We start from the raw sequence: 26,545 nt of genomic DNA, 5'->3' as shown, positions 1-26,545 counted from the left end.
GTGGCGGTGATGATCGGATGGTTCGTGCTGGCCCTGGGTGTATCCGCGCTGCTTACCGGGCTGGTACGGCGTTATGCGCTGGCCGGCGGCATGCTGGATGTGCCCAATGGGCGCAGTTCCCATCTTGTGCCAACAGCCCGTGGTGGCGGTATATCGATTGTGCTGGTGTTTCTTGGCGCCATGGTGGTGCTCTGGTTACAGGGACTCATGGCGATAGAGTCCTTTGCCGCCCTTGGGGGCGCGGGAATCCTGGTGGCGGCGATCGGCTGGCTGGATGATCGCGGCGGCGTCGCGGCGCGCTGGCGCCTGCTGGTGCACTTTGTGGCCGCGGGCTGGGGGTTGTTCTGGCTTGGCGGTGTGCCGCCGGTGGAGCTGTTTAGCGTATCGCTTGCGCCTGGTCTGCTGGGTTTTGGGGTTGGGCTGCTCTACCTGGTCTGGCTGCTGAATCTGTATAACTTTATGGATGGCATCGATGGCATCGCCGGGGTTGAGGTGGTGTCTGTCTGTGTCGGGGCCTGTTGGTTGGGGTGGTTGCTGGGTCTGGCGCCGCTTGATCTGCTGTTGCCAGCACTGCTGGCGGCGGCGGCGCTGGGGTTTCTGTGCTGGAACTGGCCGCCTGCGCGTATTTTCATGGGCGATGCCGGCAGTGGCTTTATCGGCCTGATGCTTGGCTTGCTGTCAATTATGGCGGCGCACCAGTCGCTGCTGCTCTTTGCAGGCTGGCTGATTCTGCTGGCGGTCTTCGTCTGTGATGCCAGCGTTACTCTGCTGCATCGCTTGGTACGGGGGCAGCGCCTGGCCGAGGCGCACTGCAGCCATGCCTACCAGCAGGCGGCACGATCCTATGCCAGCCATCGCACCGTAACCCTTGGGGTGCTCGCCATTAATCTGTGTTGGCTGCTGCCACTGGCATCTTTCTGCGTCATCGGCTGGGCAGGGCCGCTGCTGGCTATCCTGCTGGCCTATGCGCCCCTGATTGTGCTGGCGTTGTATTTCAGAGCCGGTGCCGCAGAGCAGGCTGCGCGCCCTGGGCGAAGGGCGCGGCCCTGATAGCCTTTGCGCCCTATCGCTACAGTCGCTATGCTGGCGTCCGCTTCCATTTTATTCCTGATATTACTGAAGGTTGACTGTGCATCCGTTCGAGCCCGATGATGAGCCACTACAACTTGAGTCCCTGCTGCAGGATGCTGCGCGCGAGATTTTCCGTGTCGAAGACTTCGACTTGTTCAGCCAGTGGCTGCGGCAAAACTTTGACAGTTACTGTGCCCCTGGCATGTTCGATGAGGGCCTTGCACCTGGCACGGTCGCGGCGCTGACCGGGCATCTGGCGCGGGAAATATGGCAGTTCATGCCCTTGCCGGGCAATCACTTCAAACCGCGGCCTTTGCCCAAGCTAAAACCCAATGATCCCTGTGCCTGTGGTTCCGGCGCCAAGTTCAAGCAGTGCTGTCAGCGCCTGGCGGGCAGTTTCTCGCTGACGCTCGAAAGTGAACAGGTATGGGTGTTTGCCATTCCGGCACTGCAGGAGTTCGGTCTGCTGGAAAAGGCGGTTGCCAGCCGGCAGGTACCGCTGGAAGGTTTGCTCGAAGCCGCCATTGAAATGTTCGATCAGCAGCTGTATCGCAAGTCTGCAGCGCTGCTGGAGCCCATGGTGGCGCTCGAGCATGCCAGCAAGTCGGGCAGCCTGCACGACTATGCGCTGAATCTGCTGTGCAACTGTTACGATGCCCTGGGATTCCACCGCAAGAAACGGGGGCTGCTGGACATGCTGGTGCAGCAGGCGCCCAAGTCGGTATTGCGCGGCGGTGCCTGGCAGCGTCTGGCCTGCATTCTGATGGATGAAGGTGACGACAAGGCCGCCTGGCAGGCGTTTCAGAAGGCCCAGCGCGATACACCCCACAGTGATAGCCTGGGTGTACTTGAAGTTCAGCTGCTGATGGCCGGCGGGCGCTTGAGCGAAATACCGCCGCGGGCCGAGTTCTGGCGCCGCCAGCTGCTGCGCGCAGGGCTGCAAAAGGATGACCCCCAGGTCGAGCTGCTCAATGGCTTTATGAAAGATCCCGTGGGAATGATGCTGGAACTCTCCGGGGCCGAGGAGCTGCTGGAGCTGTACCGCTGGATTGAGCAGCAACAGACCCGGGCGGTGCCGGCCTATCAGCTCGAGGTGCTGGAGCTGGAAGATCCGCAGGGTCAGCCGGGCCCAGCCGCCATGCTGATCGAGCCTTCAGGGCTGAAGTCCGTGCGTTCACGCTGGGCCAAGGTGTGCCCGCTGGAAGCGCCCCTTGGAATTGGCATCCATGAGGTCGATGAGCTTGATCCCTGGGAGCCCGAACTGTTCGATCGCTGGATGGGGGTACTCAGCCGATATCCTGCGGCCTGGGATGATCTTGCAGTACTGGATGACCTGGCGGCGCTGTTGCTGGATGAGCAGTTCTGGGGCGATTCGGCGGCACAGCAGTTGCTGGAGCGGGTGCTGCGCCGCAGTCACGCTATTATTGCCGCGACGGTGGCTGAAGATACGCAGCTGCCCTGGGTCATGCAGGAGAACAGGCCGGCGCTGCGGGCGCTGGTGCGGCTGGTGTCTTTGCTGAATGAGACCGGCCGCGATGCCCAGGCCGTTGAGCTGAGCGAGTGGATAGTTCGGCTTAACGCCGAAGACAACCACGGTTTGCGCTGGGAGCTGATGGATGCCTACCTGATGGCCGGGCGCGATCAGGACGCACTTGCCCTGGCGCAGCACTATGAAAGTGATATGGCACCGCAAACGCGCTATGGCAAAGTGCTGGCGCTGTTTCGCGCAGGAAACCTGGCCGGCGCGGAGGCGGCAGTGCGGGAAGCCCACGCGGATCTGCCCTACGTTGCGCGTTACCTCTGCCTCAAGCGCATCCGCCAGCCCGAGCTGGACGAATACGGCATAACCCTGGGAGGCGAAGATCAGGCCTGGCTCTACCGCGATACCATGCGGGCCAGCTGGGAAGCGACCGAGGGCGCGCTGGACTGGCTTAAAAAGCTTTCCAGGAGCCTGCCCTGATACACCGGCGCATAGCGGCGTCGGCCACCCCGTAACGGATACACGCATGCTGAATCAAGTGCTGTCCCTGTCGCGCAACATGAAGCGGCTGGTGTTTCTGATCTTCGATGTGCTGGCACTGGTGATCACCTGCTGGCTCAGCTTTGCGTTGCGTTACGGGGAATGGGATGCCATGGGCTTTGCGCACTGGCCCGCCTACCTGATTGCGCCGGTCATTGCCCTGCCGGTATTTGTGCGCCTGGGACTCTATCGTGCGGTAACACGCTATATAGGCCCGCGGGCGCTCTGGACCGTCGTCAAGGCGGTATCGCTGTTTATACTGATCTGGGCGGCCGTCACCTATCTGATCGGCTTCGAGATGCGGGTGCCGCGCTCGGTGCTGCCGATTTACTGGTTTATCGCCCTGGTGGTGATCGGTGGCAGCCGCCTGCTGGCGCGCTGGCTGCTGTTGCAGCAGTTCCCCGGCGGTCTGCATCGCATTGCCACCACAGACCGGGTCATCATCTATGGTGCCGGTTCCGCCGGGCGTCAGCTGGCCACGGCGCTGGAAAGCTCCAGTGAACTCAGCGCCGTGGCCTTTGTGGATGACAATCGGGCGCTGGCGGGGCTTGAGGTGCATGGGCTGGTGATCTATCCACCGGAGCAGCTGGAGCGGCTGATTGATCGATTTGAGGTGGCCGAGGTGCTGCTCGCCATGCCGTCGGCGGGGCGGACGCGGCGCCGCGAGCTGCTGGCGCTGCTGGAAACCCTGCCGGTCAAGGTGCTGACGCTGCCGGGGCTGTCGGACATTGCCAGTGGCAAGGTGGCCCTGAGTGATATCCGCGAAATCGAAATTGCCGACGTGCTCGGGCGCGAAGAGGTCGCACCCTATCCCCATCTCATGGCGGCGAATATCCGTGATCAGGTGGTGATGGTGACCGGGGCCGGTGGCTCGATCGGCTCGGAACTCTGTCGCCAGATTGTCACCCAGCAGCCCAAATGTCTGGTACTGCTGGACAGCTCCGAGTTCGGCCTCTACCAGATCGAGCAGGAGCTGACGCCGCTCTGCGTTGCCGGCGCAGTGGAGCTGGTCGGCGTACTGGGTTCGGTGGCGGAACAGCCGCTGCTGGAGCGTACGCTGAGTCACTACAGGGTCACGACGCTCTACCATGCGGCGGCCTACAAGCATGTGCCCATTGTGGAGCGCAACATGGTAGTGGGGGTGCGCAACAATCTGCTGGGAACCCGCGCTGTGGCGCTGGCAGCGCAGGCGACGGGGGTCAGGAATTTTGTGCTGATTTCATCGGACAAGGCCGTGCGCCCGACCAATGTGATGGGCGCGACCAAACGCTGCGCAGAACTGGTGCTGCAGGCGCTGGCGGCGGAGCCCGGTCATCAGACCCGCTTCGCCATAGTGCGCTTTGGCAATGTGCTGGGCTCCTCGGGCTCGGTGATCCCGCTGTTTCGCCAGCAGATCGCTGCCGGTGGCCCGCTCACCGTGACGCATCCTGAAATGACGCGCTATTTCATGACCATCCCGGAGGCGGCGGCGCTGGTGATCCAAGCCGGTGCCATGGCGCAGTCCGGTGATGTGTTTGTGTTGGACATGGGCGCGCCTGTAAAGATACGCGAGATGGCGCAGCAGATGATTCGCCTGGCGGGCTTTTCGGTCAACGACGAGGATTGCCCAGGCGGTGATATCGCCATTGAGTACACGGGGCTGCGCGATGGTGAAAAACTCTATGAAGAGCTGCTGATCGGCGATGATGTCACTGGTACGCCGCATCCGATGATCATGAAGGCCAGCGAAGAGAAGCTGTCGCTGGCGCAGCTGACGCCTGTGCTGCAGCAGATCGAGGCCTGTTGTGATGCCTACGACTGCGCCGGTATTCGGGCACTGCTGTTGCGCCATGTCAGCGGCTATGAGCCCCCGCACGAAATTCCCGATCCGTTCAGCCAGCCCAGGCGGGTACATTAACGGGGTCATGATTCCCGTAGGAGCGGCGCCCCGCCGCGAAGCCCCGCCGCGAATAGCCAGAGCCTCGTCGCGAGGCGCGACTCCTACGGGCCTTCAGGCCCACCACGTAATTGCATGTTCCCGTAGGAGCGGCGTCCCGCCGCGAACAACCGCAGAGCTTCGTCGCGAGGTATCATGCCCGAGGTTGGGTACGCGACTCCTACGGGCCTTCAGGCCCACCACGTAATTGCATGTTCCCATAGGAGCGGCGTCCCGCCGCGAACAGCCCGTAGGAGCGGCGCCCCGCCGCGAAATCCTCGTAGGAGCGGCGTCTCGCCGCGAAAAGCTGCAGAGCTTCGTCGCCAAATGTGGTTGGAATTGTGAGCTACAGCCAGATAGCGTCCCAGTGCGGGTAGTCTTTTACTGTTGTAACCATCCCGGCTCTGACAGGATTGGCTACGACGTAGCGGGCCAGCTGACGAAGGTCCTCTTCATTGCGCACGGCATGATCGTGATAGCCGCGTTGCCAAACCGGGCCGCGGCGGCCGAGGTGCTGGTTAATCCGGTGCGCACTGATGCTCTTCACCCGTTGCAGAAGTTGCGCCAGTGAGGCGTCCGATTGCAGTTGCAACAGCCAGTGCAGATGATCCGGCATGATGACGTAGGCCAGGGTAGTGGCGGTATCGCTATTGATCGTGTGTGTCAGTATTCTTGCGGTTTCGAACTCCCGCAGGAGCGGTTCTCGCTGGCAGGTTACCGTGGTGACAAGGTAGGCCATTCCGGCAATTGAAACTCTGCCCTTGCGTAGTGACTTGCCGTGATATCGTTTTGGCATCCTTGCCATGGTCTTTCCTCCAATTCCTGTCGGGGAGCGGAGCTTAGTCGCGTTGGGCGCTGCATCTTCCCGTAGGAGCGGCGTCCCGCCGCAAAATTTCCGTAGGAGCGGCGCCCCGCCGCGAACAGCCCGTAGGAGTGGCGCCCCGCTGCGAACAGCCGCAAGGCTTAGTCGCGAGGTATCATGCCCGAGGTTGGGTACGCGCCTCCTACGGGCTTTCAGGCTCACCATGTAATTGCATCCTCCCGTAAAAACGGCGTCCCGCCGCGAATCAGCGCGGTTAATCGGGCCTTATGCGCAGGAAGCGAGCGAAGCGGGGCAGCTTGCTGGCCGTAAGTCCGTTATAGCGATAGGTGACTCGGCTGCCCAGCGGCGGCGGGTCTCGCCTCTGGGCATCACTCAGGCCCGAGCCCAGACTAAACTTTTGTCCGGTATCGTTTTCCACCCGCAAGGCGCCCACCATCCCCTCGTACTTGCCGCTCCCCGCCAGGTATCCCGTTACCACTGCTTCCGCATCCTGATACTGCCTGTACTTGAGCACATCACTGCTGCGCCCGATGCGATAGAGCGCGTTGCGACGTTGCAGCATCAGGCCCTCACCACCTTCGGCGCTCACCTGCGCCAGGTACGCCTCAAGCTGCCGCTGGCTGCCCAGCAATCGCTGTTCAATGATGCTCACCCAGGGTTGGTCTATCTGCGCCAGCAGCTGCTGCAGCGCCCGCTGACGCTGATCGAAAGTTGCCGGGTGAGCCGGCAGGTCAAATACGCGATACTGCACCTGGCGCCAGAGCGGGTCATCGGCCACATAGCGGCGGCTTATACCGGAGACTTCCGCGAAGCGGCCACGGCCCATCCACAGCTCGCCATCCATAGGCGTGCTGGGCCAGCCCCGGGTGAACCAGGGCGGGGTGCTGATCGCATAGCCACTGCGGCTCTGCAGCTGCTGGCCATTCCAGTAGGCACGAATGCCATCGAGTTTTTCGCTGACGCTGTATTGGCTGAGGTCGAGGCTGGATAAGTCCGTTGCTGTTATTGCGTCGCTCGCCAGCATCAGGGGCGCCGGTGCGGCGCTGATCATGGCGGGTACGAGGGCAGCGATGCTGCCAAAGAGCAGGCTGGTCGGGTGCATCATGGCTTCCTCCGTGAAACCGATTAAGTGAGGCCGATGCCGAATCCGTGGCATCTGCAGACAGACTAGCGGCTTGCAGCCGGGGCTGCCAGTGAAGGCCTTTGCAGGTATCTGCGAGGATGGATGCCAGCAGGATGAGCGGGTGCCGGGTTAGGGCGCGCTGTGGCAGGGCACGGGGCATGCACAAAGGCCTGAAATATCAGGCCCCTGTGGTGCTAGCGGTGCTAGGGCTTGGCGGGTTTTTCGGGGTCTGGTTCGTAGTCCGGGAAGATACTGTCCAGGGGCCGGTCTTCAATATTGGATGACAGGCGTTCCTCGAAACCATCAACCGCCTGCAGCTGTTCGATAACATCGGAGGCGAGATCCGGGCGGGATTCCACCATCATCGCGGCGACATCGATGGTCTGGTCCGGCATGCTCTCGCTGCTGTGGCTGATATAGTCGCTGAAGGCATCGGCCACGCGCTCGTCGGCTTCCTGATGAGCCTCATCCTGCGTTTCGGTATGGAGTTTGGGTTCCTGGGTGCCGATCATGCCATCATCCGCCTCGACAGCAGCGCTCTGTTCCCGTTCTTCGATAAGGCTGTGCACATAGGCCGCGGCTACCTCGGTAGCGGCTTCGGGCATGGCTTGTGCCACCTTGTAGGCCAGGTCCACGGCATGTTCGGGCATTATTTCGATCAGGCGATTATAGAGGTCGGCGGCCAGGTGCTCGGGATGGGTCGCGGCACGGTCGACGGGGCGCATTTCCTCAAGCCCCTCGGACAGATGACTGGCATAGGTTTCGGCCAGATCCAGCATTATGTCAGAGGCGTCTTCGGCGCAGGTTTCGGCGAAGGACTCGGCGGCGCTGCCGATGATATCCAGGCTATGTTCCGGCACGGCTTCCGCGATGGCCACCAGAATGCCCGACAGCTGATCGGGGCGCTCGCGGGCCAGCCAGGTAACCAGCTCGTCGGTACTATCCGGTGAGGCGGCGGCCAGGGCTTCGGCGATATCCAGGCTGAGTTCGGGTGCGGCCGTGGTAATGGCTGCATAGAGCCTGGCTATGTCGACTTTTTCCACCTGATTCAGTGCAACAGCCAGCTGGGCTGCTTCCTGCGGGGCGCTTTCTGCCAGGGCTACGGCCATACGTACCGCCGCAGCCGGATTATTCTGTGCCATCTTCACGGCGACAGCAGCGCCTTCACTCAGCGGCATCTCAGGCGCATGGTATTCAAAGCGCGGGTCTATCTCGATAGAGCTGGAACCGGTCATGCCCTGCATGACAAATTTCTCCTGTGCTTTCACCGGCAGGGCGTGACGGACTTTCATCCGATACATAACGAAGATCACCAGCAGGATTTCGAGTACCGCAAGGAACTGGAACAGGGCATCGTTACCGAACTGCTTCATGGCGAGGGATGCCGCATAGGGGCCTATCATGCTGCCCAGCGCATAGATCGCAATCAGCCCCCCCATGGCGGCGACCATGTCATTCTGCAGCACCTTGTCGAAGGTCTCGGAAATACTCATGGGATAGATGCAGGCGATGATGCCGGTAATAATGGCGATTGCCACCATCAGCGGGTAGCGGCTGTCCAGCGATGACAGCAGCGGCACCGACAGGCAGGCAACGATGGTGATCAGCAGCAGCACGAAGAGCACCGTTCGGCGGTCGAAATGGTCCGACAGGAAGCCCACCGGAATCTGCAGTATAAAGGCGCCGAATATGGCGGACGCCATGAACAGTGACAGATCAAATCCGCTCAGGCCGTGGCTGCTGGCAAACAGCGGCAGCATGTTGAGCAGGCCACCATAGAGCAGGCCGCAGAAAAAGCAGGCCACTACGCCCAGTGGCGAAAGCCGGAACAGATCCAGCATCGACATGGAGCGGATATCCGCCACAGCGGGGCCGGATTTTCGGCTCATGACGATGGGCACCAGCGCCAGCGCCAGCAGCATGCCGGCCACCATGAACAGGGTTTGGGTGCCAGGGTCCGCCAGGTTCAGCAGGAACTGTCCGATGAAGAAGGCGCCCATGATGACGATCTGGTTGGCCGCCAGAATGCGGCCACGGGTTTTGGCGGTGGCGCTTTCGCTCAGCCAGCTGTCGATGGCGGCATAGGTGCAGGCGATGCAAAAGCCCATCAGCATGCGCATGGCGCCCCAGAGCCAGGCATTGGTGGACAGGCCGCAGGCCAGAATACTGATGGCGGCCAGGGCTGCAACCGCGGCAAACATGCGAATATGGCCGGCGCGAATAATCAGCACACGGCTATAGAGGCCGCCGAACAGCATGCCGACGGCATACATCGACAGCACCAGACCGATGGTGTCCGTACTCATGCCCTCAATACCCATGCGCACGGGCAGTAACAGGCCGATAAGTCCGAAGCCGAGCATCATGATGAAGCAGCTCAGCAACAGTGAAAACAGGGGCAGCAGGGTGAGGATCACTAAAGGCTTCCAAACGAAGAGGAGAACAAGGACAGGCGCAATCTAGTTTTGCCGGCAGGGGATGTCAAACATGGTGAAGTCAATCAGCAAATATATCTGCAATCAGTACAAGGGGCGGGATAATAGCCTGCTGGTGGGCTGATCGATGAAAGCAGGATCGAGCGATGCAGTCGGGACTCCGGGCGCAGGTGAGCAGAGTTGCACACAGACAATGCAAGGAGCGGTGGGCCTGAACGCCCGTAGGAGCCGCGTACCCAACCTCGGGCATGATACCTCGCGACGAAGCTCTGCGGTTGTTCGCGGCGGGACGCCACTCCTACGGAAACATGCAATTACGTGGTAGGGCCCAGCAGAGCAACAAAACGAGATTTACTCAAAGCACAGCTTTGATCGTTTTGTGCGACTCAAATCTGTGATTTGAGGATTGAATAGTCCAATGAGGACTGGCGTGGCTGTTTCGAGGAGTGCAAGGAGTGGTGGGCCCAGCAGGACTTGAACCTGCGACCAATCGATTATGAGTCGATTGCTCTAACCAACTGAGCTATGGGCCCGTCAACGAGGGCGAATTATAACGGCTGCTGTACTCGGAGCCAATAGCCGTTTGAAATTCCTGCGGTTTTCTTGCCCACAAAGAATCGCAGCTTCTTGGTGACAAGAAAAAACCGCAGCCTGGGCTGCGGTTTTCTGTGGTGCGTTACGCCAAGTGCGGCCTACTCGTCGAGGAAGCTGCGCAGGTGATCGGAGCGGCTGGGGTGGCGCAGTTTGCGCAACGCCTTGGCTTCGATCTGACGGATACGCTCGCGGGTGACGTCGAACTGCTTGCCGACTTCTTCCAGCGTGTGATCGGTGTTCATGTCGATACCAAAACGCATGCGCAGCACTTTGGCTTCGCGGGCGGTGAGGCCGGCCAGAACTTCACGGGTCGCTTCACGCAGCCCTTCGCCGGTAGCGGAATCGACCGGTGAAGACAGGGTAATGTCTTCAATGAAGTCACCGAGGCTGGAGTCTTCATCGTCGCCGATCGGCGTTTCCATGGAGATCGGTTCCTTGGCGATCTTCAGCACCTTGCGGATTTTGTCTTCCGGCATGTCCATGCGCTCGGCCAGTTCTTCCGGCGTGGCTTCACGGCCCATTTCCTGCAGCATCTGGCGGGAAATGCGATTGAGCTTGTTGATGGTCTCAATCATGTGAACCGGAATACGGATGGTGCGCGCCTGGTCAGCGATGGAGCGTGTAATCGCCTGACGAATCCACCAGGTGGCGTAGGTCGAGAACTTGTAACCGCGACGGTATTCGAACTTGTCCACGGCCTTCATCAGGCCGATGTTGCCTTCCTGGATCAGATCAAGGAACTGCAGACCGCGGTTGGTGTATTTCTTGGCAATGGAAATAACCAGACGCAGGTTGGCCTCTACCATTTCCTTCTTGGCACGGCGGGCGCGGGCTTCACCAATCGACATGCGACGATTGATTTCCTTGATTTCGGTGAGGTCGATCTTGGCCTCATCCTGGATCTGGATCAGCTTCTTCTGCGCCCGTTTCAGGTCAACCAGGTTGCGCTGCATGGCGCCGGCGTAGACGGGGCCAGTGGCAATGATTTCTTCAAACCAATTGGTGTTGGATTCGTTGCCCGGGAATGCCTTGATAAAGTCGCGGCGCGGCATCTGGGCACGCTGGGTGCAGATGCGCATGATGGACCTTTCCTGCTCGCGGATGCGGGCAACGCAGGCACGCACACGGGTAACCAGCAGCTCGTAGTAGCGTGGCGACAGCTTGATCGGCGAAAAGGCTTCGCCCAGAGTCGCCAGTACTTGCAGGGCTTCCGGCGAGTTGCGATCAGCATCAACCATGACGAGGTTTACGGCTTCAAGCTTGTCCAGCAGGTTGGCGAAACGCTGACGGGCCTCTTCTGGGTCCGGACCGCGGTCCTTTTCCTCGGTGTCGTCAGTGCTGTCCTCGTCGTCATCGTCGTCATCGTCATCGTCGTCTTCGTCGATCTCTTCGGTCTCGGGCACTTCAAGTATGAAGTTGCTTTCGTCGGGATCGATGTAGCCGCTGAAGATGTCGCTCAGGCGACCTTCTTCCAGCAGGGTAACCTCATAGGCCCCGAGCAGGGTTTCGACGGAGCCCGGGAAGCACGCCAGCGCGGACATGACTTCACGAATGCCTTCCTCGATGCGTTTGGCGATCAGTATTTCGCCTTCGCGGGTCAGCAGTTCGACGGTACCCATTTCACGCATGTACATGCGCACCGGGTCTGTGGTGCGTCCGGCGTCGGAGTCGACAGCGGCGAGGGCGGCAACCGCATCCTCGTCCGCTTCTTCGGCCGAGTCGCCTTCCGTCATCAGGAGTGTTTCCGCATCCGGCGCTACCTCGGTAACCGAGATGCCCAGTTCGTTGATCATGCGGATGATGTCTTCGACCTGATCCGGATCAGCGATATCTTCTGGCAGATGATCGTTTACCTCGGAATAGGTCAGGTAACCCTGTTCCTTGCCTCGGGCGATCAGTTCCTTGAGACGAGATTGCTGCTGAGAGGTATCTGTCATAGAGGCCCTACGAGAAGATGAAAGATAGGTGGCGTAAAAGAGAGCGCGATATTATACATTCGAAGATGGCTTAAATCCAGTTGGCACCGATTTTCGGTACAGCACCCATTAAAAATAGACCAGATTTCTGCGGCGGGAGTTGCGCAGCGACCAAGATTAATTTTGTCGGCTTGCCAGGAGGGCTGTCAGGCGCTGTTTTTCGGCCTGGGTCAGGGGTGACTGTCGGTTCTTTTTCAGCAGTGCATCCAGTTCCATTTCCGGGCGGCGCTCGCGCAGCAGGCGGCTAACCGCGTCCTGCAGTTCGCGTTCGGCGCCGTCCGCCAGCGGGGTGTTATGGGCGATTTCGTTCAGCAGCATCAGCCAGGCCGAGCGCTGCGGGTCTTCCTGCCAGTCGACCACCAGGGTGCCGAGGGACGAGTTGGGGGTTGTCTGCAGATAGTCCACCAGGGCGATCAGCATGTCTGCATTGCGCTCGGCCATGCCCTGGAGTTCGCTCGCCGCCGGTATGCTGGCGGCCAGTCGGGGGAAGTGCAGCAGGCAGGAGATCGCCTTGTCGCACAGGTCCAGGTTGCCCGTCTGGCTGCGTGGCCGCGGCCGGCGGCTGGGCATGTTCTGGCTTTGTGGCCCCGCTGAGCGGCTAGCCGGTGGGCCGGGCTGTGCCGGCGCTGGTGGGCGTTCTGGAACCGTCGTATCTGTGGTGACCTGGTGCAGGTTGATCACGCTATTGATCTGTTCCAGCGACAGGCCGGTGATCTCGCAGATGCGCTCAAGCATCATTTGCTGCAGCAGGCTCGGCTGCATGGCGCGGATCAGCGGCAGGGCGCGGGTGCTGAAACGGGCGCGCCCGTCCATGCTTTCCAGATCTGCCTGCTCGGTCTGGGAGCGGAAAAAATACTCCGACAGTGGCAGTGCCTGGTCGATGCGGGTCTGGAAGGCATCCCGGCCCTCGGTGCGCACCAGGCTGTCCGGGTCTTCGCCTTCGGGCAGAAACAGAAAGCGGGCTTCCTGGCCGTCGCGGATCACCGGCAGGGTGGTTTCCAGCGCCCGGCTTGCGGCCTTGCGACCGGCTTCATCGCCATCGAAGCAGAACACGACTTCGGGTACGACCTTGAACAGCCGCTCCAGGTGCTGGGCGCTGGTGGCGGTGCCCAGGGTGGCCACGGCGTAGTGAATGCCGTTCTGAGCCAGGCCGACGACATCCATATAGCCTTCGACGATCAACAGCCGCTGTAGCTGGGCATTGGTCTGGCGCGCTTCGTAGAGGCCATAGAGCTCACGGCCCTTGTGGAAGGTCTCGGTTTCGGGGGAGTTGAGGTATTTGGGTTTTTCATCCCCCAGAACCCGGCCGCCGAAAGCGATGACGCGGCCACGCATGTCCCGGATCGGGAACATGATGCGCTCGCGAAAGCGGTCATAGTGGCTGTTGCGCTCTTCGTTGTGGATCAGCATGCCGGCCTGTTCCAGCGCCTCGATGCGCTGCTTGTCAGCGCCCAGCGCCTGCATCAGGTTGTCCCAGCCGACGGGGGCATAGCCAATTCCGAAGGCTTTGGCTGCCTGGCCGCTGAGGCCGCGCCCCTTGAGGTAGCTGACGGCGATGTCGCGCTGGGGGTGCTGGGTCAGTTGCTGCTGATAGAAGCGGGCGGCTTCATCGAGAATGCCATAGAGGTCCTTGAGCTGCTTTTCGCGCTGGGCCTGCTGTGGGCTGTTGTTTTCGCGCGGCACTTCCATGCCGGCCAGGCGGGCGAGTTCTTCCACGGCGACGGGAAAGTCGAGGCGATCATATTCCATCAGGAAGCCGATGGCATTACCGCCGGCGCCACAGCCAAAACAGTAGTAGAACTGCTTCTCGGGGCTGACACTGAAGGAGGGAGACTTTTCCTTGTGGAACGGGCAGAGCCCGGAGTAGTTCTTGCCGGCGCGCTTGAGGCGTTCAACGCGGCCGTCGACGACGTCAATGATATTGACGCGGGCCAGAAGATCGTCGATAAAATATTGCGGGATACGACCTGCCATTGCGGACCTGCTGAGAAAGATTCAGCGGGAGTTTAACCGGCTAGCTGGGCTTTTACGAGCTTGGAGACTACACCACCGTCGGCGCGTCCCTGAATCTGTGGCTTGATAATCGCCATCACCTTGCCCATGTCCTGCATCGACTGGGCGGCGGTTGTACTAATGGCCTGGGCAATCAGGTCGGCCAGCTCCTGTTCTGTCAGCGGTTGCGGCAGGAAAGTTTTAATCACCTCCAGCTCCTGGCGCTCTAGGTCTGCCAAATCCTGGCGACCCGCTGTGTCAAACTGCGAGATTGAATCGCGGCGCTGCTTCTGCATCTTGTCGAGCACGGCCAGCACGCGGGTATCATCCAGTTCTATGCGTTCATCAACTTCGATGCGCTTGATCTCAGACATCATCAGGCGGATGGTTCCCAGACGAGCCTTGTCTTTGGCACGCATGGCAGCTTTCATCTCGGCACTGATTTTGAGCTTGAGTTCAGACATCAAACATCCTCTATAGAGCGGTTGCTAGTCGATGGAACAGACTGAATGTACGTTCAACTCCAGTCGATCAGTAAAGGCGTACGCGGCGAGACTGCTCGCGGGAAACCTTCTTCATGTGACGTTTAACGGCTGCAGCAGCTTTACGCTTGCGAACAGAAGTGGGCTTTTCGTAGAACTCGCGACGACGAACTTCAGCCAGAACGCCGGCTTTTTCGCAGGAACGCTTGAAACGACGCAGGGCTACGTCAAACGGCTCGTTTTCTTTAACTTTTACGCTAGGCATCTATCTTGGACCTTGCTGTTACTAAGGGTTACGTAGGACTTTTCTACCTCTTCATCGCGGCCTGAAACGGGTACCACGCAGTGGCCACAGCTCTCACGACTTTGATGAAGGCGCAAAATTTTATATCGCAGGGGTCTGGCTGTAAAGTCCAGACGGTGATATTGAGGCATTTTTGGGTGATAATGCGCCCATTGTGGCCTGGATGACAGGCCGGTTGGGCGAATCATCTACAGCGGTTGGCGGCGATACTGATGCGAGTACTGGGAATCGAAACATCCTGCGACGAAACCGGCGTTGCAATCTATGACAGTGAGCGCGGTCTGCTGGGTGATGCACTCTACAGTCAGATCGCCATGCACGCCGAATACGGTGGCGTGGTGCCGGAGCTGGCATCCCGCGATCATGTACGCAAATTGCTGCCGCTGGTGCGCGAGACCCTGGCGCAGGCGCAGATGGACAAGTCGGAACTCGACGCCATTGCCTATACCGCAGGGCCAGGTCTGATAGGTGCGCTCATTGTGGGGGCGTCCACGGCCCGTGCCATGGCGCTGGGGCTGGGTATTCCCGCGCTTGGCGTGCACCACATGGAAGGCCACTTGCTGGCGCCGATGCTGGAAGATACACCGCCGGCCTTTCCGTTTGTGGCGCTGCTGGTGTCCGGCGGGCACACCCAGCTGGTGCGGGTTGATGGCATAGGTCGCTACGAGCTGCTGGGCGAGTCCCTCGACGATGCTGCCGGCGAGGCTTTTGACAAGGCCGGCAAGATGCTGGGGCTGGATTATCCCGGCGGGCCCGAGATCGCCAAGCTCGCCCGTCACGGTGATGCACGCCGCTTTCGCTTCCCCCGTCCCATGACCGACAGACCGGGGCTCGACTTCAGCTTTTCCGGCCTCAAGACCTTTACCCTGAACACCGCCAACAAGTTGCGCGATGCCGACGGCCAGCTCGATCCGCAGAGCAAGGCCGATATTGCCGTTGCCTTTGAGGACGCGGTGGTGGATACCCTGGCCATCAAGTGCAAGCGTGCGCTGCAACAGACCGGCCTGCATCAGCTGGTGATCGCAGGCGGAGTCAGTGCCAATACGCGTCTGCGCGAAAAGCTCGATGAGGTCGTGCGGCGACAGCGGGCGACCCTGTTCTATGCCCGTCCGCGTTTTTGCACCGATAACGGCGCCATGATTGCGTTCGCCGGTTGCCAGCGGCTGCTGGCAGGCCAGTCGAATGATCTGAAAATCAGCGTCTTCCCGCGCTGGCCGATGGATACGCTGCCGCCGCTCTGAAGTGCAGGGGGCAAGGTGCAAGGAGCAAGGTGCAAATATTCCCGTAGGAGCGGCGTTTCGCCGCTAAGGGTGTGACTGGTTCAAAAGCGCGCCGCGTCGGGGTAGTACGCCCGGGGATTGAGAGCGCGGCTGCGACCTTGCACCCGAAACCCGCTAAAGCCGGTGCTCTAGCCCCCGAAGCAGGCGCCGTATATTGTCGCGGTGACGCAGCACCAGCAGCAGACAGATCAGGCTGATGGCAGCGAACTGTTCGGGTAGCAGCATAAAGGTCGCCAGAGGTGTGACCAGGGCAGTGCCCACCGATGCCAGCGACGCCGTTTTGCCAATGGCCGCCAGCAGCAGCCAGACGCCCAGGGCGATCAGCCCAAGCGGCGGGCTCAGTGCAAGACAGAGACCAAAGGTTGTGGCGACGCCCTTGCCGCCGCGCATGCGCCCGAACAGCGGGTAGATATGGCCGAGCAATACCGCCAGGGCGCAGAGGCCGGTTTGCGTCGAGCCCAGTTCTGCATAGCGGGCGAGGTTGACGGCAATAGCACCCTTGGAAACATCGCCCAGCAGCGTCAGCACGGCCGCGGTGCGATTGCCCTGGCGCAGTACATTGGTGGTGCCAGGATTTCTGGAGCCCTGCTCCCGTGGATCTGCAAGCCCCATGCTGCGGCACACCAGCACGGCCGTGGGTACTGAACCCAGCAGATAGGCGAGCGTTGCAAGCAGTGTGGGCAACAGGGTTTCAGGTCCCGGCATGGCTCTGTCCGCGGGTTGATCAACGGTGTGATTCTATACCCTAATCCCAATCCGGCTTAGATACAAACAGACCGGATAGCGTTTTGAATCAAGGGCTTGTTAATTGATCCCGATACCTGAAGCAGACGCTCGCTGCGCGCATCTGGCGGCTGGCATTATCGGGCACCGATGCAGGCGGCGAGATGTCGCTCGCCCGCACGCCATTGGGCCCGGTCAGTGGTAAACTAACTGTCTTGACGTGGAGCCCTGGGCCCCACATATAGTGGCTGCGGCGGGCGGCTGCGCGGGTCGGGCGTGGAAAACAAAGCTGACAGATATCGTCAGTGGCGCTGAAGCCATATTTAAATCAGTAATTTATTGGGTCATACGTGGATATAGTTTATATACGCGAGCTGCAGGTGCAGACCGTGATCGGCATTTACGACTGGGAACGCGAGGTTCGCCAGGCCGTGAGTCTGGATCTGGAAATGGGGACTGATATTCGCGAGGCTGCGGCCACCGAGGATATCGGGAACACTCTGAACTACAAGTCGGTCTCCAAGCGCCTGACTGCCTTTATCGAGGGCAGCGAGTTTCTGCTGGTGGAAACCATGGCTGAAGAAGTGGCACAGCTGGTCATGCAGGAGTTCGGTGTGCGCTGGTTGCGGTTGCGTCTGGGCAAGCCTGGCGCCATTCGCGGAGCGCGGGACGTCGGCGTACTGATCGAGCGGGGAGAGGCGTTCTGATGGCACAGGTCTATGTCAGTATCGGCAGCAATATCGAGCGCGAGCGTAATATTGCCGCCGGGCTGGACGGGCTGGCAGAGTCCTTTGGTGAGCTGACGCTGTCTTCGGTGTTCGAGAGCGAGGCGGTCGGCTTTACCGGTGACCATTTTTATAACCTGGTGGCGGGCTTCGAGACGAGCCTGGCGGTCGGCGAGCTGTCGCGGGAGCTCAAGGCCATTGAAGATCGCAACGGGCGCTGCCGCCAGGGTCCCAAATTCAGTGGCCGTACACTGGATATCGATATCCTGACCTACGATGATGCCTGCGGGCGGATCGACGGGGTCGAGCTGCCCCGGGCCGAGATCCTGTTCAATGCCTTTGTGCTGCAGCCGCTGGCCGAGATTGCGCCCCAGGGGCTGCATCCGCTGAACGGGCTCTCCTATGGGGCACTCTGGCAGCAGTACGACAAGCAGAAGCAGCGACTCTGGGCGGTGGACTTTGCCTGGCAGGGACGGCGTTTCTCCCGGGCGCAGGTCTAACCGCATTCATCCTTCGCAGTTTCGGGTTTAGTTTTGCTTGTGCCCCTGCTGGCTAGAGTTCGAGTCGGGCGCAGGCGTCGCGCTGGCGACGCTTCAGTTCTTCCCCCAGTGCCTTGCCCTTGAATCCCTGTTGCATCAGCTCCGCAGGGGCCGTTGCGGTCAGCGCGTCGTGCAGCGCCTGCAGGGATTGTTGCGCTGCTGGCGCATCAACATTGAGCCAGCTGGCCAGGGTGTCGAAACAGCGGGCGAGGCTGGCGATGCGCTCAGGGCGGCGCAACAGGTCGAGCCCGGTGGCGACGCCGAGGCGGGTGTCACCATCGGCCTGGGGCAGCCTTAGCAGGTTGGCGTGCTGAGCGCACACCAGCAGGGCCTGATCGCGGAAAATCCTCGGGGCCTTGAGGCGCAGGCAGAATGCTTCTAGGTGCTGGCGCAGGGCGCCCGCCTGGTTGCTGGATAGGCGCTGCGCGGCGCAGCAGAGTACTGCAAAGCGCTCGCAGCTCGAGGGCAGCTGTGGCAGCAGTGTTGCCAGCGCCGGCCAGGATGGATCGCGCTGCAGGGCGCTGAATTCGCCAAAGAGCTTGTCGAGTGCGCCGCAGCGCTGCAGTACGTCTATAAAGACACCCGGCGAGGGCTCGCCCAGCGCCCGTTCGAATTCCTGCCAGACCCTTTCCGCACTCAGATAGCCCAGCTCACCGGCTGTGGATAACTGTCGCATCAGCGCCAGGGTTTCATCGGCGACGCTAAAGCCCAACGAGGCATAGCGGGCGGCAAAGCGGGCCACGCGCAGCACCCGCAACGGGTCTTCGGCAAAGGCCGGGGATACGTGGCGCAGAATGCGGTTTTGCAGGTCCTCGCGCCCGCCATGGGGGTCGGTCAGGCTGCCGTCGGGCGCCTCGGCCATGGCGTTGATAGTGAGGTCTCGGCGCAGCAGATCCTGTTCCAGGGTGACATCGGGACTGGCGTAATAGACAAAGCCGCCATAACCGTGGCCGGACTTGCGCTCGGTACGGGCCAGGGCGTATTCCTCACCGCTGTCGGGGTGGATGAACACCGGGAAGTCGGCGCCGACCGGTTTGTAACCCTGGGCGATCATCTGTTCGGCGCTGGCGCCCACGACAACCCAGTCGCGGTCATAGATGGGGTAGCCGAGCAAGCGGTCGCGTACGGCGCCCCCCACCAGATAGATTTGCATCAGCGGCTGCACTTGTCCGGATGTTCTGCCTGCCAGGCTTCAAAGCCGCCGTTGAGGCTGTAGACGGCATCAAAGCCGACGTGGGCCAGCTGGGCAGCGGCGTTCTGGCTGCTGAAACCGTGGTAGCAGCAAACGATCAGCGGCTTGTCCATGTCGCTGTCGCGAATGAAATCCTGCAGGTTCTCGTTGTTCAGCTGTACCGCATTGGTGATGTGGTTCTGGGCAAAGCTGTCGGGGTCGCGAATATCGGCGATGGTGGCGCCCTGTTCCATCAGGGCCAGGGCTTCGTGGCCCGAGATGCATTTGAATTCATCCATTGGTAAGTACCTTTTTCTTGGCGGAGCCGGATGGGGGTCTACGATTAGCGCTGCAATCGCAGGAGTAGTAGCGCTGATCTTCAAGCCGCATGGCGGTGAGGCGGTTGCCCCAGACGCAGCCAGTATCCAGTGAAAACAGCTGCGGGTGCTGCAGGCCACCTTCCAGCGCGGCCCAGTGACCGAAAATAATGCGCTGCGCGTCTGCCTTGCGTGGATGACTGTACCAGGGCCGGAAGCCTTCGGGCTGGGTTTCCAGCCCGCCCTTGGCGGCGAAATCGAGCCGGCCTGTGCCGTCGCAAAAGCGCATGCGGGTGAGGTAATTGGTGATCACCCGCAGCCGGTCCCAGCCCTGCAGTCCCTTGCGCCAGCAATCCGGCGTGTTGCCGTACATGTGCTGGAAAAAGGTTTCGGCCTCGGGTCCTTGCAGCACCTCTTCCACTTCCCGGGCACGATTGCAGGCCTGCTTGAGCGACCAGTCGGGCGGGATGCCGGCGTGCACCATGACGTAGTCGAGGGCCTCGTCGTGCACCAGCAGTGGCTGCAGCTGTAGCCAGTGCATCAGCTCATCGCGATCGGGCGCATCGAGGATCGGGCCCAGGGTGTCACTGCGCCTGGGCTGGGTCACGCCATAATGGATGGCGAGCAGGTGCAGGTCGTGGTTGCCCAGCACGACCCGGGCCCGGTCCCCCAGACTGCGGACGAAGCGCAGTGTTTCGAGGGACTTGGGGCCGCGGTTGACCAGGTCACCGGCCAGCCAGAGCTGGTCGCTGTCGCCAAAGCCAATGCACTCCAGCAGGCGCTTGAGCTGGTCAAAGCAGCCCTGGATATCGCCGATTGCATAGGTGGCCATGGCAATGCGGCTCAGTGCAGCGCGTTGGGCTGGGCGAGGGTGAAGGGAACGATGGGGGCGTCGAACTCATGACCGTCGTTGCTGCGCATATGGTAGTACCCCTGCATGCTGCCGACGTGGGTCGCCAGCACAGTGCCGCTGGTGTAGCTGTAGCTGGCGCCGGGCTCGATCATGGGTTGCTCGCCAACCACACCCTCACCGGCCACTTCCTGTACGTGCTCGTTGCCATCAGTAATCAGCCAGCGGCGGCTGAGCAGCTGAACGCTTTGCGCGCCCTGGTTGGTGATGGTGATGTGATAGGAAAAGACAAAGCGCTTGCTGTCGGGATCCGACTGTTCGCTGAGGTAGTTTGTCTTGACGTCGATCTTAACGTTGTCACCCAATTTACTCGGCTCCATGGTGTTCCGCTTCGATACCGCTGAGGTAATCGCTGATTCTAACAAATTCTGCCAGTGTAAGCCGCTCGGGTCTCAGGCCCGGGTCTATTTCAAGCGCGCTCAGGGCATCGGCATCCATCAGTGTGCGCAGGTTGTTGCGCAATGTCTTGCGACGCATGCTGAAGGCGGTACGCAGAAGATCCTGCAACATGCGCTCGCTGATGGCCGGGTGCGGCAGTACCGCATGCGGCGTCAGGCGGACAATGGCGGAGTCTACCTTGGGCGCCGGATTGAAGGCGCCGGGGGGAACCAGAAACAGCGGCTCAACCTTGCAGAAGTACTGCGTCATGATGCCGAGGCGGCCGTAATCGCTGGTGCCGGGTTCCGATGCCAGACGATCGACGACTTCCTTTTGCAGCATGAAGTGCATGTCCTGGATCAGGCCTGCATGGCTGAGCAGGTGAAAGATCAGCGGCGTTGAGATGTTGTAGGGCAGGTTGCCCACGACCCGCAGTGGCCGGTCGTCAGTGCGCAGCTCGGCGAAGTCGAACTTGAGCGCATCGGTTTCGAAGATGCGAAAACGGTCTTCGTAGTTGAAAAACTTGGTACGCAGGATCGGGATCAGGTCGCGATCCAGCTCTATGGCATCCAGCGCATTGGCCTCGGCCAGCAGCTCTTCGGTCAGGGCACCGAGGCCCGGGCCTATCTCTACTATGTGCTGGCCTTCGCGCGGCGAAATTGAACGGATGATCTGGCGAATGATGCCCTGATCATGCAGGAAGTTCTGGCCAAATCGTTTACGGGCCTTGTGGCCAGCGGGTTTTTTACTCATGAATCCTCAGGGGTAAGGTGGCGGTGGCTGGCCATGAGTGCGGCGCAGTCGATGGCGGCCTTGAGGCTGCCACAGCCGGCGTTGCCGCTGCCAGCCAGGTCCAGGGCGGTGCCGTGATCAACCGAGGTGCGGATGATCGGCATCCCCAGGGTGATATTGACGGCGTTGCCAAAACCCTTGTACTTGAGTACGGGCAACCCCTGGTCGTGATACATCGCCAGTACGGCATCCGCCTGGCTCAGGTATTTTTCGTTAAACAGTGTGTCGGCCGGCAGCGGGCCGCTCAGGCGCATGCCCTGGGCGCGCAGGCGCTCCAGCGCAGGCTCGATGATGTCGATCTCTTCGCGCCCCAGGTGGCCGCCTTCGCCCGCGTGGGGGTTGAGGCCGGCCACAAGGATACGGGGGTCCGAGATGCCGAACGAATGGATCAGGTCCTGGTGCAGCACCTGCAGTACCTGCTCCAGCAGCGGTGCCGTTATGGCATCGGCGACATCGCGCAGAGGCAGGTGGGTGGTGGCCAGGGCGACGCGCAGGCCTTCGGTGGCCAGCATCATCACGACCTTGTCGCTGCCGGTGAGTTGCTCCAGCAGTTCGGTGTGTCCGCTGAAGGGCACGCCGGCATCGTTGATCACGCCCTTGTGTACCGGGGCTGTGACCAGGGCATCGAACAGGCCCTGCTGGCAACCGCGGGTGGCGAGCTCCAGCGTCTGCAGTACATAGGCGGCATTGCGGGGGTCGAGCTGGCCGGCCCTGGCGGTCGCGGCCAGCGGCACCGGCAATACCTTCAGGGTGCGGGCGAGGCTTGGCCCAGGCGCTGCGCTGGGGTCAAACAGTTCTATGCTGACTGGCAGCTGCAGCTGTTCGGCGCGCTGGCGCAGCAGATCAGGGTCGCACACGGCGACCAGCTCATGGGGGTGGCCCTGCTGTGCGATCTGGATACAGAGGTCCGGGCCAATACCGGCGGGCTCGCCCGGCGTGATCGCCAGGCGCCTAACAGTCTGGAAAGTCACGTGCAGCGGCCTCAGAGTTTCAGCTCAACGTAGGCCTGGGCGCGAATTTCCCGCAACCAGGTGGTCAGCTCTTCGTTGAACTTGCGCTGGCGAATGCTAAAACGGGCGCGGTTTTCGCGCAGTTCGTCGCCCATGTCCTGGGTGCGTCTATCGCGTACCCAGAGTATATGCCAGCCAAAGCGGGACTCGAAGGGCGTGCTGAACTGGCCATTGGGGGTGTTTTTCATGACCTGTTCGAATTCGGGCACCATCTGGCCGTCCTGGGTCCAGCCCAGGTCGCCGCCGAGTGAGCCGCTGACGCTGTCGTCGCTGTACTGCCGGGCCAGCTGCTCGAAGGGTTCGCCGTTGCGCAAACGTACCGACAGGTCTTCTATGCGACTGCGGGTTTGAGCTTCACTGCGAATTTCGGTGGGCTTGAGCAGTATATGGCTCACCTGCGTCTGCTCGACCAGGGCGGACTGGCCGCCCCGGGTGTCACGCAGCTGCACGATGATGTAGCCCGATGAGGTCTTGACCGGCTTGCTGAAATCGCCCGGCGCCAGGGTGCCGGCGATGGTGGCGATCACCTCCGGCAGTTCCGAGGCCTTGCGCCAGCCAAGATCGCCGCCGTTAAGGGCGTTCTGGGCGTTGGAGTTGGCGACGGCGGTTTCGGCGAAGTCGGCACCCTTGCGCAGCTGCTGGAAGATATCCAGCGCCTTGCGCTCGGCGTTGCTGAGCATAGTGGGTGTCGCCTGCTCGGGAATGGCGATCAGGATGTTGCTGAGCAGGTAGTCGGGGCTGATGGCGTCCTTGCCCTGCTCTGAGGCGAGGAAGTTCTGCACTTCCTGTTCGGAGACGCGGATGCGGCGGTTGACGCTGCTCTGCTGGACCTGGGTCAGCAGCAGCTCGTCGCGAATCTGCTCGCGTGCCGAGTTGTAGTCCTGGCCCTCGGCGATCAGGGCTTCACGGAACTGCGCCAGCGTCATGCCGTTGCGGCTGGCCACCTGCTCGAGGGTTTCGTTGAGCTGACGGTCGGAGATCTTCAGGCCCTGCTGCTGGGCGATCTGCAGCTGTATGCTGTCGATGATCAGGCGGTCAAGTACCTGGCGATTGAGAATTTCCTCGGACGGCAGGCGGGTCTGATTGGCACTCAGCTGGGCGCGGATAACCGCAGCACGGTTGTCCAGTTCACTCTGCATGATGACGTCGTCATTGACGATGGCAACGATGCGGTCGAGCAGTACTGGCTCGGCCTGGGCGCTGACGCTGGCGCTGAGCAGTGTCGCAGACAGCAGCGGCAGCACGCAGCGGCGCAGGGATTGCTTAAAACTCATTATCCTTATCCTCGTTAAATCCGGTAATTTCTCTGATAAACCGGGTGGTATTGTCGTCGCCGACAGATCCCAGACCACGAAGTACAAATTGCAGCATGACGGCCTCATTGGTGGTGCGGGCGCCGTCGTTGTCGTCAGCCCATTGCCGTACTCCCAGGCGCACCTTCCAGCAGCAGTCCTTGTATTCGACCCCCAGCAGGGCGTCAAGGGTGTCGCCTGCCATCAAGTCTTCGCGCCAGCGTGCCAGCAGGTTCCACTGCGGGTTGATGGGCCAGCGCAGGCCGAAGTCGGCTTGCTGGCGTTCAGTTTCATGGTCGCGGTAGCTGGCGTAAACCAGTCGGTCGTCGTTGGGCGAGAACGTCAGGCGGTAGTTCTGGGCCACGGCCTTGAGGCTGTCCTTGTCGAGCTCACTGTCGTGACTGACGCGCAGGTCCGTGGTCAGACTCCAGTCAATCTTGGTGACGAAGTTGGACGTGCTCTCGGTATCCGCAGGCGTGCTGCTGTCGAGCTGTACCGTGCGGTCATCGAAGTAGTACGCCTGGCCCAGCGCCACACCGAAGCGCTCGCGGCCGGTGTCGTCGTAGAACTTGCTGGCCAGACCCAGGCTGAGCTGGTTGGCGTCGCCTATGCGGTCGCGGCCGCTGAAACGGTTGTTGCGGAACAGGCTGTCGTAGCGAAAATCCAGCTCCGTGGTATCGAAGGCGGGAATATCAGACTGGTCTTCCTCAGGCACATAGAGGTAGAACAGCCGCGGCTCAAGGGTTTGGGTGTAGCTGCGGCTGTCGAAGTTTGCCTGGCGCTCGAAGGTCAGGCCCGTGTCCAGGCTGGTAATGAGCGTATTGACGCTGGGGTTATCATCCAGCCCTGCCAGCTGGTTGTCGAGCTGGTACTGGGTGCTCCAGAGCTTTACCGCCGGCTTGATATAGCCCCAGCTGCCTTCTAGCGGCAGGCTCACACCTGGGCTCAGGTGAACGCGATCGCCCTGTACCTGGTCGGCGAGGCTGAGCAGCGGGTCACTTTTGTCGCGGTCAAAACGCACGTACTCAGCGCTGTAATCGGCTTCAAGCCCGGCGGGGAGTTCCGGTACCTGGCCTTCAAGCAGGAACTGCGGCAGGCGGCGGTAGGGCGACTTTTCGCTGGTGGTGAGGGACTGATAGGCGTGAGTCCGGGCAATAAAGCTCCAGTTCTGGGTGTCGTAGCGCAGTTCGCCGAGCTTGTTGAGGTGACTGGCATAGCCGACATCCAGGTTGGTCGGATCCAGATCATCGAAATAGTCCACATCGCTGACCGCGGTGTAGTCGATATAACTCTGCCAGCCGTCCCAGGGCGTTCCTTCGTGATCGACACCCAGCAGCCAGCGGTCTTTGCCGGTTTTGTCGTCGTTGACCAGTACCGCGTTGCTTAGCACGGTCTGGGACCAGCGATTCATGTAGCGGAATTCGTTTTCCAGAATCAGGCCGCGTTCGCCCAGCAGGCGCGGCGTGAAGGTGTCATCGTAGTTGGGCGCCAGGTTGAAGTAGTAGGGTGCAGCAATGTCGATGCCTTCGCTGCTGGAATAGCCGATGGCCGGGTAGAGGAAGCCGGTGACGCGGCGATCATCGATCGGGAAATAGAAGTACGGCATGTACAGTACAGGTACGTCCAGGATCTCCAGCACAGCGCCGCGGGCTTCACCAAAGCCGGTGTTGGGGTTCAGCACGATGCTGTCGGCTGCCAGCTGCCAGCTGCTGTTGCCCGGTTCGCACTGGGTGTAGGAGCCATCTTCAATGCGGATGCGGCCGTCTTCGAGGCGCAGAATGCGCTCGGCATTGCCGCGGATATGCTGGGGGTGCAGCACATACTCCGACTCGGAAAAAATGGTTTCCAGATTGTTGAGGTTGGTCTGGGCGGCGTCGCTGACCAGGAGCAGGCCGTGCTCGCGGTAGCGTACGTCGCCCTCAAGACGCACCAACTGGGTAATCTGGTCGTATTCGGCATAGGCGCTGCTCAACTGTCGCCCGCCCTGAGTGACCTGGACGCCGCCTTCAAGCCGGGTCAGACCGCCCAGTTCACTCTGGGAACTGGATGCGGCGATCAGCACGCGCTGCAGGTTGAAAGGCGTGTCGCCATCGGCCACGTCCATCTCCGGCTCTATATAACGGCCCCGGCACAGCCCTGTGTGCTCGCCAGGGGCGTAGGGGTACCAGTCGAGATGGGCGTAGGGGTTGACGATTTGTTGCTGCTGCGCGCGCGCAAGCTCAGCGCCGGCGGCTGTCTGCCCCTTTTCCTCTATAGGGGGCAGGGGAGCGGCTGCTTGCGAGGCGGTTTCCTCTGCGGGAGCGTCCGGGGATGCGGCGTCCGGGCGCGCCACAGGCGCCGTTGCCGCTGCTGTAGCAGGGGCCGCCGCCGTGGGGGCCGCCAGTGTTTCGGGCGCGGCCATCACGCGGGCGGCAGGCCGCGCCGGCGCAGCGGCGGGTGCCGGGGTTGCCGTTGCCGTCGCTGCAGGGGCTTTAGCTGCTGCATCTGCGTCGGCGCTGGCCGCGCCTGCGCCGCATTCCCATTGACCCTGGGCCGTCTGGGCGCAATCCCAGCCCGCCGCCTCTGGTGTCTGGGCGGCAGAAATCGGTGCAAGCAAGGCGGATGAAATCGCCAGCGAGAGTTTATAAGCAGAGCGTCGTAAGAAAGGCATTCAGTCACATCCAGTTGCAAGCC

At 61.3% G+C, this 26,545-nt stretch carries 22 protein-coding genes and 1 tRNA gene; 6 read left to right on the top strand and 17 right to left on the bottom strand.

What is annotated here, in order from left to right:
- Window positions 1-9 precede the first annotated feature (9 nt).
- The 3 genes from MRS74_RS16420 to MRS74_RS16410 all read left to right on the top strand — a co-directional run bounded on the left by MRS74_RS16420 (window position 10) and on the right by MRS74_RS16410 (window position 4,988).
- On the top strand, window positions 10-1,050 hold the full coding sequence (locus tag MRS74_RS16420) for an MraY family glycosyltransferase (protein ID WP_254581358.1): 1,041 nt from the start codon (window positions 10-12) through the stop codon (window positions 1,048-1,050).
- Window positions 1,051-1,129: 79 nt separating this feature from the next.
- Window positions 1,130-3,031: an SEC-C metal-binding domain-containing protein gene (locus MRS74_RS16415; protein WP_254581357.1), complete on the top strand. Its 1,902-nt coding sequence runs from the start codon at window positions 1,130-1,132 to the stop codon at window positions 3,029-3,031.
- Between the two features lie 46 nt (window positions 3,032-3,077).
- On the top strand, window positions 3,078-4,988 hold the full coding sequence (locus tag MRS74_RS16410; RefSeq protein ID WP_254581356.1) for a polysaccharide biosynthesis protein: 1,911 nt from the start codon (window positions 3,078-3,080) through the stop codon (window positions 4,986-4,988).
- Between the two features lie 364 nt (window positions 4,989-5,352).
- On the opposite strand, the gene MRS74_RS16405 is transcribed toward MRS74_RS16410, so the two are convergent.
- The 8 genes from MRS74_RS16405 to rpsU form a co-directional block, all read right to left on the bottom strand.
- Window positions 5,353-5,811 carry an REP-associated tyrosine transposase gene (locus tag MRS74_RS16405; protein WP_254581355.1) on the bottom strand — a complete coding sequence of 153 codons (459 nt, stop codon included), beginning with the start codon at window positions 5,809-5,811 and terminating at the stop codon, window positions 5,353-5,355.
- Window positions 5,812-6,082: 271 nt separating this feature from the next.
- Window positions 6,083-6,934, bottom strand: coding sequence for a DNA ligase (locus tag MRS74_RS16400; RefSeq protein WP_254581354.1), 852 nt, complete (start codon window positions 6,932-6,934; stop codon window positions 6,083-6,085).
- Window positions 6,935-7,155: 221 nt separating this feature from the next.
- A complete protein-coding gene (locus MRS74_RS16395) occupies window positions 7,156-9,369 on the bottom strand; it encodes an MFS transporter (protein ID WP_254581353.1) in 2,214 nt (737 codons plus the stop codon).
- 474 nt (window positions 9,370-9,843) lie between these two features.
- Window positions 9,844-9,920: transfer RNA gene (locus MRS74_RS16390), tRNA-Ile, on the bottom strand.
- Window positions 9,921-10,079: 159 nt separating this feature from the next.
- Window positions 10,080-11,918, bottom strand: a complete 1,839-nt coding sequence (gene rpoD, locus MRS74_RS16385) for an RNA polymerase sigma factor RpoD (RefSeq protein ID WP_254581352.1) — start codon at window positions 11,916-11,918, stop codon at window positions 10,080-10,082.
- Window positions 11,919-12,074: 156 nt separating this feature from the next.
- Window positions 12,075-13,931 carry a DNA primase gene (gene dnaG / locus MRS74_RS16380; RefSeq protein ID WP_254581351.1) on the bottom strand — a complete coding sequence of 619 codons (1,857 nt, stop codon included), beginning with the start codon at window positions 13,929-13,931 and terminating at the stop codon, window positions 12,075-12,077.
- Between the two features lie 32 nt (window positions 13,932-13,963).
- Window positions 13,964-14,413, bottom strand: a complete 450-nt coding sequence (locus tag MRS74_RS16375) for a GatB/YqeY domain-containing protein (protein WP_254581350.1) — start codon at window positions 14,411-14,413, stop codon at window positions 13,964-13,966.
- Between the two features lie 67 nt (window positions 14,414-14,480).
- A complete protein-coding gene (gene rpsU / locus MRS74_RS16370) occupies window positions 14,481-14,696 on the bottom strand; it encodes a 30S ribosomal protein S21 (protein ID WP_083928421.1) in 216 nt (71 codons plus the stop codon).
- A 251-nt stretch (window positions 14,697-14,947) separates the two neighbouring features.
- Here rpsU and tsaD point away from each other — a divergent pair, with 251 nt between their 5' ends.
- Complete coding sequence (gene tsaD / locus MRS74_RS16365; protein ID WP_254581349.1) at window positions 14,948-15,976, top strand: tRNA (adenosine(37)-N6)-threonylcarbamoyltransferase complex transferase subunit TsaD; 1,029 nt, start codon at window positions 14,948-14,950, stop codon at window positions 15,974-15,976.
- Between the two features lie 153 nt (window positions 15,977-16,129).
- On the opposite strand, the gene plsY is transcribed toward tsaD, so the two are convergent.
- Window positions 16,130-16,720, bottom strand: coding sequence for a glycerol-3-phosphate 1-O-acyltransferase PlsY (gene plsY / locus MRS74_RS16360; RefSeq protein WP_254581348.1), 591 nt, complete (start codon window positions 16,718-16,720; stop codon window positions 16,130-16,132).
- Window positions 16,721-17,088: 368 nt separating this feature from the next.
- Here plsY and folB point away from each other — a divergent pair, with 368 nt between their 5' ends.
- Complete coding sequence (gene folB / locus MRS74_RS16355) at window positions 17,089-17,445, top strand: dihydroneopterin aldolase (RefSeq protein WP_254581347.1); 357 nt, start codon at window positions 17,089-17,091, stop codon at window positions 17,443-17,445.
- Entirely contained in the window at window positions 17,445-17,963 is a 519-nt protein-coding gene (gene folK / locus MRS74_RS16350; protein ID WP_254581346.1) for a 2-amino-4-hydroxy-6-hydroxymethyldihydropteridine diphosphokinase, read from the top strand. Before folB ends, folK begins: the two co-directional genes overlap by 1 nt.
- Window positions 17,964-18,015: 52 nt before the next feature.
- On the opposite strand, the gene MRS74_RS16345 is transcribed toward folK, so the two are convergent.
- From MRS74_RS16345 to MRS74_RS16310, 8 genes are read right to left on the bottom strand one after another with little or no spacing between them, the layout of a single operon-like run.
- Window positions 18,016-19,155, bottom strand: coding sequence for a tRNA nucleotidyltransferase/poly(A) polymerase-related protein (locus MRS74_RS16345; RefSeq protein ID WP_254581345.1), 1,140 nt, complete (start codon window positions 19,153-19,155; stop codon window positions 18,016-18,018).
- Window positions 19,155-19,472: a thiosulfate sulfurtransferase GlpE gene (gene glpE, locus MRS74_RS16340; RefSeq protein WP_254581344.1), complete on the bottom strand. Its 318-nt coding sequence runs from the start codon at window positions 19,470-19,472 to the stop codon at window positions 19,155-19,157. The genes MRS74_RS16345 and glpE overlap by 1 nt, the downstream gene beginning before the upstream one ends.
- Entirely contained in the window at window positions 19,465-20,322 is an 858-nt protein-coding gene (locus MRS74_RS16335) for a symmetrical bis(5'-nucleosyl)-tetraphosphatase (protein ID WP_254581343.1), read from the bottom strand. The genes glpE and MRS74_RS16335 overlap by 8 nt, the downstream gene beginning before the upstream one ends.
- Before the next feature lie 11 nt (window positions 20,323-20,333).
- A complete protein-coding gene (apaG, locus tag MRS74_RS16330; protein ID WP_254581342.1) occupies window positions 20,334-20,720 on the bottom strand; it encodes a Co2+/Mg2+ efflux facilitator ApaG/CorD in 387 nt (128 codons plus the stop codon).
- A complete protein-coding gene (gene rsmA, locus MRS74_RS16325; protein ID WP_254581341.1) occupies window positions 20,707-21,531 on the bottom strand; it encodes a 16S rRNA (adenine(1518)-N(6)/adenine(1519)-N(6))-dimethyltransferase RsmA in 825 nt (274 codons plus the stop codon). The genes apaG and rsmA overlap by 14 nt, the downstream gene beginning before the upstream one ends.
- Window positions 21,528-22,541 carry a 4-hydroxythreonine-4-phosphate dehydrogenase PdxA gene (pdxA, locus tag MRS74_RS16320; RefSeq protein WP_254581340.1) on the bottom strand — a complete coding sequence of 338 codons (1,014 nt, stop codon included), beginning with the start codon at window positions 22,539-22,541 and terminating at the stop codon, window positions 21,528-21,530. Before pdxA ends, rsmA begins: the two co-directional genes overlap by 4 nt.
- 11 nt (window positions 22,542-22,552) lie before the next feature.
- A complete protein-coding gene (locus MRS74_RS16315) occupies window positions 22,553-23,854 on the bottom strand; it encodes a peptidylprolyl isomerase (RefSeq protein WP_254581339.1) in 1,302 nt (433 codons plus the stop codon).
- The gene (locus MRS74_RS16310) at window positions 23,844-26,522 is read right to left on the bottom strand and encodes an LPS-assembly protein LptD (RefSeq protein ID WP_254581338.1); all 2,679 of its coding nucleotides are present in this window, start codon (window positions 26,520-26,522) and stop codon (window positions 23,844-23,846) included. The genes MRS74_RS16315 and MRS74_RS16310 overlap by 11 nt, the downstream gene beginning before the upstream one ends.
- Window positions 26,523-26,545: the final 23 nt, after the last annotated feature.

The organism is Marinobacterium sedimentorum (assembly GCF_024267675.1).
GTDB lineage: Bacteria > Pseudomonadota > Gammaproteobacteria > Pseudomonadales > Balneatricaceae > Marinobacterium_A > Marinobacterium_A sedimentorum.
Note: the sequence above shows the minus strand (reverse complement) of the source record. Positions and strands in the feature narration are given on the sequence as shown.